The organism is Streptomyces sp. SM1 (genome assembly GCF_002910825.1).
Classification (GTDB): Bacteria; Actinomycetota; Actinomycetes; order Streptomycetales; family Streptomycetaceae; genus Streptomyces; species Streptomyces okerensis.
Genome location: NZ_NEUB01000558.1, coordinates 1 through 10786, shown reverse-complemented (window position 1 = coordinate 10786; position 10786 = coordinate 1). Strand labels below are relative to the sequence as shown.

Genomic DNA, 10786 nt, shown 5'->3' with positions numbered 1-10786 from the left:
GAGCCGGGACACCCGCGCCCCGAAGCCGCCCCCACCACCGCCACCAGCCCTCCGCCCGGAGCCTGGGCACCCGCACAACCCCCGCCCACCCCCGTTGGGACACCGCAGCGAGCGGCAGCCGAAGGCTGTACCGGGTGGTCGCGCCCGTGCTGTCGTGGGCCTCCCTTCCCCCGAAGCCGTGCCGCCGCCCGCGGCGCGGTCCCGAGGAGCCGTGATGCCCGAAGCACCACCGGACGGCCTGCCCGCACTGCACGTCGAGAACGTCGACGTGACGTACGGGCGTGCGCTGTCCGCTCTCCGTTCCGTGTCCCTGACCGTGCCGCCCGGCGCCGTCGTGGCGCTCCTCGGCGCCAACGGGGCCGGCAAGACGACCCTGCTGCGGGCCGTGTCCGGCACGTTGCGCCTGCACCGAGGCGCGGTCACGGCCGGCCGTATCCGCTACGGCGAGACGGTGCTCGACGGCAAGGACCCGGTCGCGGCGGTACGCGCCGGGGTCGTCCAGGTCCCCGAGGGGCGGCGGGTGTTCGCCGGACTCTCGGTCGACGAGAACCTGCGCTCCGGCGGCCTCGGCCTCGGCCGGCGCGGCCGCGTCCAGGTGCGGGAGGCCCGCGAGCGCGTCTTCACGCTGTTCCCCCGGCTCGCCGAACGCACCCACCAGGCCGCCGGCCTGCTCTCCGGCGGTGAGCAGCAGATGCTCGCCATCGGCCGCGCCCTGATGGCCGCCCCCCGCCTGCTCCTCCTCGACGAGCCCTCCCTCGGCCTGGCCCCGCAGATGGTGTACCGGATCGCCGAGGTGATCCGCGAGATCAACGCCCAGGGCACCGCCGTACTCCTCGTCGAGCAGAACGCCGGCATGGCGCTCTCCCTCGCCGACCACGCGCACGTCCTGGAGGTCGGCGAGACCCGCCTGTCCGGCCCCGCCGACGAACTCGCCCGCACCGACGCCGTACGCCGCCTCTACCTGGGCGAGTCGGCCGAGGACCAGGGGGCGGCGTGAAAGACCGCACCACCACCGCGCCGCCCGTGCTCGACGTACGGGACGTCACCGTGCGCTTCGCCGGACTCACCGCCCTCGACGGCGTCTCCTTCACCGTCGTCCCCGGCTCGGTGCACGCGCTCATCGGACCCAACGGCGCCGGCAAGTCGACCTGCTTCAACGTGCTGTCCGGCCTGTGCCGTCCGGCCGAAGGCACGGTGAGTCTCGGCGACACCGAGCTGACCCGGCTCGCCCCGCACCGCATCGCCGCGCTCGGCGTGGCCCGTACCTTCCAGAACATCGTCACCACCCACGGCACGGTCGCCGACAACCTGATGCTCGGCCGCCACGCCCTGTCCCGCGCCGGTTTCGCCGCGAGCGCGCTGCGTCTGCCGAGCGCCGTGCGCGAACAGCGCGAGCATCTCGGGCGGGCCCGCGAGATCGCCGAACTCACCGGCCTGGGAGCCCACTTCGACACCCCGGTCGCGCTGCTGTCGTACGGCGACCGCAAACGCGTCGAGCTCGCCCGCGCGCTCTGCCTGGAGCCGCGCGTGCTGCTCCTCGACGAGCCCGTGGCCGGCATGAACGCCGCCGAACGCGCCCGCACCGCCGAGGTCGTGGGTGAACTCCGCGCCGAACTCGGCCTGTCCGTCGTCCTCGTCGAACACGACATGGGCCTCGTCATGCGCCTCGCCGACGACGTCACCGTGCTCGACTTCGGCCGGCGCATCGCCCACGGCACCCCCGACGAGGTCCGCCAGGACCCCGAGGTGCTGCGCGCCTACCTGGGCACCGACGCGACCGGGGAGGACGCGGCATGACGACATTCCTGGACAACATTCTCGGCGGACTGGCACTCGGCGCGGTCTACGCGCTGGTCGCCCTCGGCTTCGTCGTCATCTTCAAGGCCTCCGGCGTCCTCAACTTCGCCCACGGCTCCCTGCTCCTGTTCGGCGGCTACCTCACCGCCGTGTTCCACGACGACCTCGGCTTCGCCGGAGCGCTCGCCCTGGCGGTCCTGGCCACGGCCGCCCTGGCCGGCGCGCTCGACCGCTTCCTGCTGCAACGCGGCGGCCAGGACGCCCACTCGGCGCACGTCCAGACCATCGTCACCATCGGTATCGACATCGTCCTGCTCACCGACCTGGCCCGGCGCATCGGTGGCGACCTGCTGTCGCTCGGCGACCCGTGGGGCGACTCGGTGACCGAACTCGGGCCGCTGACCGTCGCCGACAGCCGGCTCGCCGCGATCGTGGTGTCGGCCGTCGTCATCGGCGGGGTGTTCGCCCTGTTCCGGTTCACCTCCTGGGGGCTGTCCCTGCGGGCGGCCGCCGAGGACCTCGAGGCCGCCGCGCTCATGGGCGTACGGCTCGGCCGGGTCCGTGCCGGCGCCTGGTGCCTGGCGGGCGCCCTCGCCGCGCTGGCCGCGGTCTTCCTCTCCGCGTTCCCCGCACCGGGACTGGAGCGCACCACCGGCCAGATCGCCCTCAACGCCTTCCCCGCCGCGATCCTCGGCGGACTGGCCTCCCCGGCCGGGGCCCTCGCCGGCAGCCTGATCATCGGCCTGACCGAGGCGCTCGTCGTCGGCTACCAGTCCGAACTGCACATCCTCGGCGAGGGATTCGGCGACGTCGCCCCGTACGCGGTGATGCTGCTGGTGCTTCTCGTGCGGCCCACCGGGCTGTTCGGCGCGAAGGGGACGGCCCGTGTCTGACCGACTTCTCGGGGCCCTGACCCGCCGACGTGCGTGGCTCCTGCTGCTCGCCGTCGTCCTGTGCCTGCCGCCGTTCTACCTGGACGCCTTCTGGCTCCGCATCGGTCTGTTCTCCATGGCAGCGGCCATCGGAGCCGTCGGTCTCGCGCTGCTCAGCGGCACCGCCGGCCAGCTCTCCCTCGGACACGCCTTCTTCCTCGCCGTCGGAGCCTACGGCTACGCCTGGTTCGCGGGCGAACCCGGACCGGGGCTGCCACCGGCCCTCGCCGCGGTCCTCGCGGTACTGCTCGCCGGAACGGCCGGAGGGCTGTTCAGTCCCGTGGCCGCCCGGGTCAAGGGCATCTACCTCGGCATCGCGACGCTCGCCCTGGTCTTCCTCGGCCACCACGTCCTGCTGACCGCGGACTCCGTCACCGGCGGCTTCAACGGCCGCTCCGTGCCCCCGCTGACCCTCGGCGGATTCACCTTCGCCGAGACCGACCCCGAACTCACCGTCCTGGGCGTGCCGTTCGGCGCGGAGGAACGGCTGTGGTTCCTGGGCCTGGCGCTGTTCGCGTTCACCTGGTTCACCGCCCGCGGCCTGCTGCGCTCACGCCCCGGCCGGGCCCTGGCCGCCCTGCGCGACAGCGAGACCGCGGCCGCCGTGATGGGCGTCGACGTGGCCCGGCACCGTTCCGCGGCCTTCGTGGTCTCGTCGATGTACGCCGGCCTCGCGGGAGTGCTCCTGGCGCTCGCCTTCCGCCGCGTCGTCCCGGACTACTTCTCCCTCGTCCTCTCCGTCGACTACCTCGCCATGATCGTCATCGGGGGCCTCGGCTCCGTCGCCGGCGCCACCGCCGGCGCCGTCTTCGTCACCGCCCTGCCCCTGCTGATGACCCGCTACGCAGACCAGCTGCCGCTGGTCGCCGCCCCCGGCTCGTCCGAGGGTGCCGTGGGTCCCACCGAGGCCGCCCGTTACCTCTACGGCGCGGCGATCGTCCTCGTCCTGCTGTACGCGCCCGACGGGCTGCACGGCCTGGCACGCCGCGCCCGCGACCGCGTACGCCGATCCCGTACCCCCGCCACCGGAACCGACGTCCCTCCGCCTCCGCAGCCGTCCGCAGACGCACGACCCAAGGAGCACACCCCGTGAACACCACGCACCCCAGGCCCCGCAACCGGCACCGCGCCGCCGGAACCGTCCTCGCCGGCGCCCTCGTCCTGCTCCTCGCGGCCACCGGATGCAGCTCCAAGGCGGACGACGGCAAGGGTGGCGGCGAAGCCGCCGACGGCGTCCGCACCGGGCCCGGAATCGGCGGCGACACCATCAGACTGGGCGCCCTCACCGACCTGACCGGCCCCTACGCCACACTCGGCAAGAGCATCGTGCAGGCCCAGCAGATGTGGGCCGACGAGGTCAACGCCGACGGCGGCATCTGCGAACGCGACGTCGAGATCGTCGTCAAGGACCACGGCTACGACGTGCAGAAGGCGGTCACCGCCTACGCCGACATCGCCCCCGACGTCGTGGCGCTGCCCCAGGTCATCGGCTCCCCGGTGGTCGCCGCGCTGCTCGACGACATCGAGCGGGACAAGATGCTCACCTTCCCGCAGGCCTGGGCGGCCTCCCTGCTCGGCAAGGACGCCATCCAGGTGCTCGGCACCACCTACGACGTCGACATGATCGCCGCGGTCGAGTTCCTCACCCGCACCAAGGGCCTGAAGAAGGGGGACACGATCGGCCACGTCTACTTCGAGGGCGACTACGGCGCGAACGCGCTGGAGGGGTCCACCTGGGCGGCGGAGAAGGCCGGCCTGAAGGTGGTCGGGCAGAAGATCCAGGCGACGGACACCGATCTGTCGGCCCAGGTCTCGGCCCTGCGCAAGGAGGGCGTCAAGGCCATCCTGGTCAGCGCGGGCCCCGCCCAGACGGCCTCCCTGGTCGGCGTCGCCGCCTCCCGCGGCCTGAAGGTCCCGGTCGTCAGCAGCGCCCCCGGCTTCGCTCCCCAGCTGATGAAGACGCCCGCCGCGCCCGCCCTGGCGGCGATGCTCAGCATCGTGAGCGCCGCACCCGCGGTCAGCTCCGACCTGCCCGGCGTGCAGCGCATGGTGGCGTCGTACCAGAAGAAGTACCCGGACTCGCCGGTCGACTCGGGCGTGCTGTCCGGGTACAACGCCGCCCAGCTCATGGGCGACGACCTGAAGAAGGCCTGCGAGGCGGGCGGCCTCACCCGTGAGGACGTCGTCAAGGCGCACCGTGCGCAGACGAACGCGGACACCGGCCTCGGTACCCCGCAGAACTTCTCCGAGGTCGACCGCCCCGCGAGCGTCAAGACCTATGTGCTCAAGCCCGACGCCAAGGCGGTCGGCGGCGTGGTGAACGCGGAGGACGCGCACGCGGCCCCGGGAGTGGAGGACTACCTGTCCGCGCGGTGACGCACCGCCGTCCGGGGGCGCCCCGGCTGACCCCGGGGAGGGGACGCCGGGGTCAGCCGCCGACCGCCTCCGGATCACGGTCGGAGGACGGCCACACGTACGGCAGGTCGTCCGGCTCCCCGGGGAAGAGTCCGGCGTACACGGCCGGGTCCTTGCGGACCAGCGCCGAGCGGTGACTGCGGTGCAGGGCGTCGTCGCCGAGCCAGGGCGGCAGCTCACCCGCCACGGCCAGCTCCCGCTGACCGCGCACCGGCTCACCCGGCCGTACGGCGGCCAGGTCGGCGACGAGGGTGGCGGCGCAGCTGTCCTGGTGACCCCGGTCGCGCCAGACCCGGCAGATGTCCAGGCCGTAGCGCACCAGGGCCTCCTCGTATCCGGTCCACATGCGTACCGCGGGATGGCGGCGCCACCCGTATCCGGGCACGGTCAGGCCGCGCAGCACCTGGATCGCCTCGACCCGCTGTTTGCCCAGCCGGCGCCGGTCGAGCACCAGCGCCGACTCCTGGAAGCCGGGGTACGGCAGGAAGGTCTGCATGGGTCCGTCCGAAAGGGGCCGGTGACCGCCGCGCCGTCGGAGCGCGGCTCACCGCTCCGCAGTTCCCCTTCCCCGCCGGCTCACACCCCGGGCCCGGGAGTCAGCCCATCGTGCCCAGCCGGGCATCGCGCCACAGGTCGACGCCGCCCTCGGTGGCGTACGTGTCGATCTCGGCCAGCTCCTCGGCGGAGAAGTCGAGGTTCTCCAGGGCGGCGACGTTCTGCTCCAGCTGCTCGGGGCGGGAGGCGCCCATGACCAGCGAGGTGACCCGGCGGTCGCGCAGAGTCCAGGCCAGCGCCATCTGCGCGAGGGTCTGCCCGCGCCGGGCCGCGATCTCGTTCAGCGCGCGCAGCCGGTGCAGCATGTCGTCGGTCAGCCACGCGGTGTCGAACGACGTGCCCGCCGCGGCGCGGGAGTCCGCCGGTACGCCGTTCAGGTAGCGCCCGGTCAGCAGCCCCTGGGCGAGCGCCGTGAATCCGATGATCCCGAAGCCCTCCTCCTGCGCCACGTCGAGCAGGCCGTCCGTCTCGATCCAGCGGTTCAGCATGTTGTACGACGGCTGGTGGATCAGCAGCGGAGTCCCGAGGTCGCGGAGGATCGCCACGGCCTCCCGGGTGCGCTCGGCGTCGTAGGAGGAGATGCCGACGTAGAGCGCCTTGCCCTGGCGGACCGCCGTGTCCAGCGCGCCCATGGTCTCCTCGAGGGGCGTGGTGGTGTCGAGGCGGTGCGAGTAGAAGATGTCGACGTACTCCAGCCCCATGCGCTTCAGTGACTGGTCCAGCGAGGCCAGCATGTACTTGCGGGAGCCGCCGCCCTGGCCGTACGGACCGGGCCACATGTCCCAGCCGGCCTTGGTGGAGACCACCAGCTCGTCCCGGTACGGCGCGAGGTCCTGCCGCATCAGCCGGCCGAAGTTGATCTCGGCTGAGCCGTAGGGCGGACCGTAGTTGTTCGCCAGGTCGTGGTGGGTGATGCCCAGATCGAACGCGCGCAGGGCTGTCTCCCGCTGCGTCCCGAAGGACCGGTCGTCGCCGAAGTTGTGCCAGTAGCCCAGGGACAGCAGGGGAAGGTCGAGGCCCGAGTGGCCGGTGCGCCGGTAGCGCATGGTGCCGTCGTAGCGCTCGGGGCGGGCGATGTGGTTCATCGGGTGTTCTCCGGTGATGCGGGCGGGGGAGTGGCGTGGGATGGTGTTGATCCTTGCCCACAGTGCCCCCGAGTGATCCGGAAGTCCAACCGATCCCTTCCATGGAATTCAGCGGTACCGCTTCTGAATCCCGAGGAGGTCGACATGCGCGTCCGTACGCTGACCGGCGGCCTTGCCGCGGCTCTCGTGATGGCCGGCCCCGCACTGACCGGACCGGTCGCGGCCGTCCCCTCCGCCGACTCCGCGCGGCCCCTGGTGGCCGACCGGGTCCTCACCTACGACGCGAGGGCCGCCGCGGAGTTCCGCACCGCGGTCGACCGCGGTGCGGCCATCTGGAACGCGAGCGTCGACGGCGTCGAACTGCGCCCGGCCGCCGCCGGGGAGGGTGCCGACATCCAGGTGGTGGCGGACGACGGCTGGCCGCGCTCCCTTCCCGGCTCCCTGGGCCGGGGCACCGTCTACATCGGACGCCAGGCGATCGACCAGGGGCACTCCACCGTCCGGGTCACGGCCCACGAGCTCGGCCACGTGCTCGGTCTGCCGGACCGCAAGCCCGGCCCCTGCTCCAGCCTGATGTCGGGCGCCAGCGCCGGAACCTCGTGCACCAACGCGTATCCGGACGCGGCGGAGAAGGCGCAGGTCGAGAAGAACTTCGCGGGAGCCGATGCGCCGGTGTGATCTGACGATGTGACAACCGGCGCGATCGCCGCTACGGTTGTCACAGGTCAGGGAAAGGGAGAACTCCCCAACCGGACCGTGCGTTGGTGGTCCAAGGAAAGACGCCCCGCTTCCTGCGGGGAGATGCAGGTGCAAGGCCTGCCCGGCGCTCCTGTCACGAGCCCCGCCCCGGATTCCCGGGACGGGGCTCGTCGCGTTGCCGCGGCTCAGCGCTGCAGCGGCATGGTCCAGCAGTTGGAGCGGGCGGGCTTGCCCTCGAGCCGGTCGCTCAGCCACTCCACCGCGTCGCCCTGGTCGGTGAGGAGCGGCGCCAGATGGTTGGTGAGGAGCTTGTCACCGAGGTTGGGCAGACTCACGGCCTTGTAGGTGACGTCGCCGCCCTTCTTGCACCAGTCCACCGCCAGTTGGCGCGCCTGCCGGTGCGGGACGATGTCGTCCTGGACGCCGGTGACCACACGGACCGGTCCGGTGGGCTTCATCGTGCCGATGCGCTGCTTGTCCAGGACCGCCTGGGCTCCCGGCTCACCGGCCATGATCTCGGCGAGGGGCCTTCCGCTCGAGGTCCACCTGGTACTGCTGGTGAAACCGTACCCGAGGATGGCGTCCCCGACGCAGGCGGTGGAGATGTCGTCGAGCGCCTCACGTCCGGCGGCGTTGATGTGCTCGTCGACGACCGCGCGCAGCTCGGGTTCGGCCTGGGCGAAGCCGTTGATCGACCAGGCCAGCGCGCCGGCCAGCGCGCTGCCGTCGATGCCCTTCATGACGTCCGTCAGATCGGCGGGCGGCGCCCCGCTGTAGGTGCCGACGAGCCGTACGTCGGGTGCGTAGGCGCTCTGGAGCTCGGCCGCGGAGGCGCTGGCACCGCCGCCCTGGCTGTAGCCGTACATGCCCACGCGCGAGGCGGCGTTGACGGAGGCGCCCGGCACGGAGCGCGCGGCCCGGGCGGCGTCCAGCATGGCGTGCCCCTCGTCGACGCGGCTGACGTAGGTGTGCAGCCGGTCGGTGGTGCCGAGGCCCGCGTAGTCGGTGACGACGACGGCAGCTCCGGTGGCGAGCAGCCGGTAGACCGCGAGCGTCTCGTACCCGAACGACACGGTCTGTCCGTTCAGCGTCAGCGGGTTCTGCAGGGCCAGCGAGGGCGCGCACTGGTCGCCCTGGCCCATGGTCCCGGAGCCCACGACCACCAGCGGGCGGGGTCCGTCGTCCGTCCAGTCGGCGGACGGTTCGACGTAGGCCCCGGTGATGGCCATCGGCTGTCCGCCCGAGTCGGTGGAGGTGTACATCAGGCGGGTCGCCGTGCCGGGCAGGGAGCGGCCGTCCAGACCGGGCAGGCTCAGCCCGAGACGCAGTGGCTCGTGACGGACCAGCACGCCGTTGCCCGCGGGCAGTTCGGCGGGCGGGGTGTAGAAGGCGGGGACGGTGACGCCCCGCGAGACCACGGGATGGGTCGCGGCGGCGGGCGACGCGGACACGCATACACAGGCCGTCGTGGCGACGACGGTGGTCAGCACGGTGCTGATACGGCTCACGGCTCACTCCTCGCTCTGCTCCGGAAGATGAAACGTGAAACTAACAGCGCTCACTTACCGCTGGTAACCCACGGGTAAGTTACGGGCCGGCAACTATTGCCGTGCCCGCCCGTGCGGGGGTGGGTCGGGCCCCGGTGCACACGGGAGCGGGCCCCGCCGGTCGTTCGGCAAGGCCCGCTCGTGGACTGTCGGAGGGTCAGGCCGTGTGCAGCGTCAGCCCGTAGCGGTTGAGGATCTCGTTGACCGGCTGGAACCAGGTCTCGCCGCCGCTGGAGCAGTTGCCCCAGCCGCCGGAGGTGACACCCTGGGCCTGGTCGCCGCTGATGAACGAGCCGCCCGAGTCGCCGCCTTCGGCGCAGACGCTCGTCTTCGTCATCTGGTGCACCGCGCCCTGGCTGTAGTTGACGGTCTCGTTCTTGGCCAGCACCCTGCCGCAGTGCCAGTGGGTCGTGGAGCCGGAGCGGCAGATCGACGCCCCGACCGGCGCCTCGTTCGAGCCGCGCACCAGCTGGTCCGACACCGTGCCCCAGCCGAGCACCACCGGAACCGTCCACCAGCCGCTGCCCACGTTCACCCAGGCGTAGTCGTTGCCCGGGAACGAGGAACCCTGGAAGTTGCCGATGTACGAGCCGTCCCAGCCCCTGACCTGCTGGCCGGCCCCGCCGCAGTGTCCGGCGGTGACGAAGCCGCCGTGCACCGAGAAGCCGATGGAGCAGCGGACGTTGCCGGTGTAGTAGGGGTCGCCGCCCACGGTTCCGGCGGCGAACGTCTCGGCCTGCGCCCGTACGGTCCGTACGGTGACCGGACCGGCCTCGCGGGCCTCGGCGACGAAGGAGCGGACATCGTTGTCGGTCCGCTGGTCGCCGACGACGTTCACGACCACCGTGTTGGCGGTCGGGTCCACCGCCCAGCTGCTCACGCCCGAGGGCGCGTCGAGGCGGTCGATACGGGACTTGGCCGCGTCGAGCTGCTTCGCGCTGTGCTCGACGGTACGGACCGCGGCGCCGGACGCGCGCAGGGAGCGGACCGTGGAGGCGTCGGCGTCCGGGGTGACGGCGACGGTCAGTTTCTCGCTGTCGGCGTCGAACCAGGCGCCGCCGTAGGCGGAGCCGGCGGTCTTCCGCGCGCCGGATGCGAGAGCGGTGGCCTCGCGTTCGGCGGCCAGCCGGTCCTCCGCCTCGGCGCGGGTCAGGCCGAAGTCACGCTGCATCGCGTCCAGCAGGGCGGTGGAGGCGGGTGCGGAGTCGGCGGCGCGGGCGGCGGGGGAGTCGGGGGCGTCCTGCGCCGAGGCGGGCAGGGTTCCGGCCGCCGTCCAGCTGCCGATCATCAGCAGGGCGGCTATACCGGCATGCGTGAGTCTGGTGCGTCTCATGGAAGGTTGCCCTTCGTCGTTCCAGCAAGGTGGGGGTGGAACAACCGCAGTGTGAGAGCGCTCTCACCGTGAGGTGAGCAGAGCTTAGCGAGCCCGGCGGTGTCAGGTCTATGCCAATGCGTGCCTCATTTTCGCCGGCACGTCGTCGGCGCCGTGCGCCGACCGGCCGTTCCGGACGTCCCGTTCAGCGTGCGTCCCGCTCCGCCCGCTCGGTGTCCTCCGCGGCTTCCTCCGCTTCCCGCCGGGCCCTGGCGAGGGCGTCCGCGGCGGTCCGGTGCCGCTTCTCCGCCTCCCGCTGCTCCCGCTCCGCCCGTTCCAGCTCGGCGCGTGCGCCGTGGAGTTGCTCCTCCAGCGCGGCCACCCGGTCCGCGGACTCGCGGTGGTGCTCGCGCGCCCGCTCCAGCGATGCCTCGGCCTCCTCCT

10 protein-coding genes and 1 pseudogene are annotated in these 10786 nt (G+C 72.6%); 6 read left to right on the top strand and 5 right to left on the bottom strand.

Translation table 11 applies throughout. The features are described from left to right. Nucleotides 1-214: 214 nt before the first annotated feature. From B9S61_RS13670 to B9S61_RS13650, 5 genes are read left to right on the top strand one after another with little or no spacing between them, the layout of a single operon-like run. Nucleotides 215-997, top strand: coding sequence for an ABC transporter ATP-binding protein (locus B9S61_RS13670; protein ID WP_103542503.1), 783 nt, complete (start codon nt 215-217; stop codon nt 995-997). Continuing rightward, nucleotides 994-1797, top strand: coding sequence for an ABC transporter ATP-binding protein (locus B9S61_RS13665; RefSeq protein ID WP_103542502.1), 804 nt, complete (start codon nt 994-996; stop codon nt 1795-1797). Before B9S61_RS13670 ends, B9S61_RS13665 begins: the two co-directional genes overlap by 4 nt. Continuing rightward, nucleotides 1794-2690 (top strand): branched-chain amino acid ABC transporter permease, encoded by an 897-nt coding sequence (locus B9S61_RS13660; protein WP_103542501.1) that lies wholly within the window; start codon nt 1794-1796, stop codon nt 2688-2690. Before B9S61_RS13665 ends, B9S61_RS13660 begins: the two co-directional genes overlap by 4 nt. Then, on the top strand, nt 2683-3822 hold the full coding sequence (locus tag B9S61_RS13655) for a branched-chain amino acid ABC transporter permease (RefSeq protein WP_103542500.1): 1140 nt from the start codon (nt 2683-2685) through the stop codon (nt 3820-3822). The genes B9S61_RS13660 and B9S61_RS13655 overlap by 8 nt, the downstream gene beginning before the upstream one ends. After that, nucleotides 3819-5105, top strand: a complete 1287-nt coding sequence (locus tag B9S61_RS13650) for an ABC transporter substrate-binding protein (RefSeq protein ID WP_103542499.1) — start codon at nt 3819-3821, stop codon at nt 5103-5105. The genes B9S61_RS13655 and B9S61_RS13650 overlap by 4 nt, the downstream gene beginning before the upstream one ends. 52 nt (nt 5106-5157) lie before the next feature. Here the strand turns inward: B9S61_RS13650 and B9S61_RS13645 are convergent, their stop codons facing one another. Both B9S61_RS13645 and mgrA read right to left on the bottom strand, forming a co-directional pair. Continuing rightward, nucleotides 5158-5640 carry an MSMEG_6728 family protein gene (locus tag B9S61_RS13645; protein WP_103542498.1) on the bottom strand — a complete coding sequence of 161 codons (483 nt, stop codon included), beginning with the start codon at nt 5638-5640 and terminating at the stop codon, nt 5158-5160. Between the two features lie 100 nt (nt 5641-5740). After that, nucleotides 5741-6784: an L-glyceraldehyde 3-phosphate reductase gene (gene mgrA / locus B9S61_RS13640; protein ID WP_103542497.1), complete on the bottom strand. Its 1044-nt coding sequence runs from the start codon at nt 6782-6784 to the stop codon at nt 5741-5743. 144 nt (nt 6785-6928) lie between these two features. Between mgrA and B9S61_RS13635 the strand changes: the two genes are divergently transcribed. After that, nucleotides 6929-7462 carry a snapalysin family zinc-dependent metalloprotease gene (locus B9S61_RS13635; protein WP_103542496.1) on the top strand — a complete coding sequence of 178 codons (534 nt, stop codon included), beginning with the start codon at nt 6929-6931 and terminating at the stop codon, nt 7460-7462. A 206-nt stretch (nt 7463-7668) separates the two neighbouring features. Here B9S61_RS13635 and B9S61_RS13630 read toward each other — a convergent pair whose 3' ends face one another. From B9S61_RS13630 to B9S61_RS40825, 3 genes and pseudogenes are all read right to left on the bottom strand, one after another. Beyond that, on the bottom strand, nt 7669-8991 hold the full coding sequence (locus tag B9S61_RS13630) for a lipase family protein (protein WP_103542495.1): 1323 nt from the start codon (nt 8989-8991) through the stop codon (nt 7669-7671). Between the two features lie 196 nt (nt 8992-9187). Next, on the bottom strand, nt 9188-10363 hold the full coding sequence (locus B9S61_RS13625) for a S1 family peptidase (RefSeq protein ID WP_103542494.1): 1176 nt from the start codon (nt 10361-10363) through the stop codon (nt 9188-9190). A gap of 184 nt (nt 10364-10547) precedes the next feature. Then, nucleotides 10548-10786: pseudogene (locus B9S61_RS40825) on the bottom strand (hypothetical protein); the annotation flags it as partial.

Excerpts from the sequence above, each read along its gene's own strand:
- B9S61_RS13635 (WP_103542496.1), top strand. The coding sequence starts at position 6,929 with ATGCGCGTCCGTACGCTGACCGGCGGCCTTGCCGCGGCTCTCGTGATG.
- mgrA (WP_103542497.1), bottom strand. The coding sequence starts at position 6,784 with ATGAACCACATCGCCCGCCCCGAGCGCTACGACGGCACCATGCGCTAC.
- B9S61_RS13670 (WP_103542503.1), top strand. The coding sequence starts at position 215 with ATGCCCGAAGCACCACCGGACGGCCTGCCCGCACTGCACGTCGAGAAC.
- B9S61_RS13625 (WP_103542494.1), bottom strand. The coding sequence starts at position 10,363 with ATGAGACGCACCAGACTCACGCATGCCGGTATAGCCGCCCTGCTGATG.
- B9S61_RS13660 (WP_103542501.1), top strand. The coding sequence starts at position 1,794 with ATGACGACATTCCTGGACAACATTCTCGGCGGACTGGCACTCGGCGCG.
- B9S61_RS13645 (WP_103542498.1), bottom strand. The coding sequence starts at position 5,640 with ATGCAGACCTTCCTGCCGTACCCCGGCTTCCAGGAGTCGGCGCTGGTG.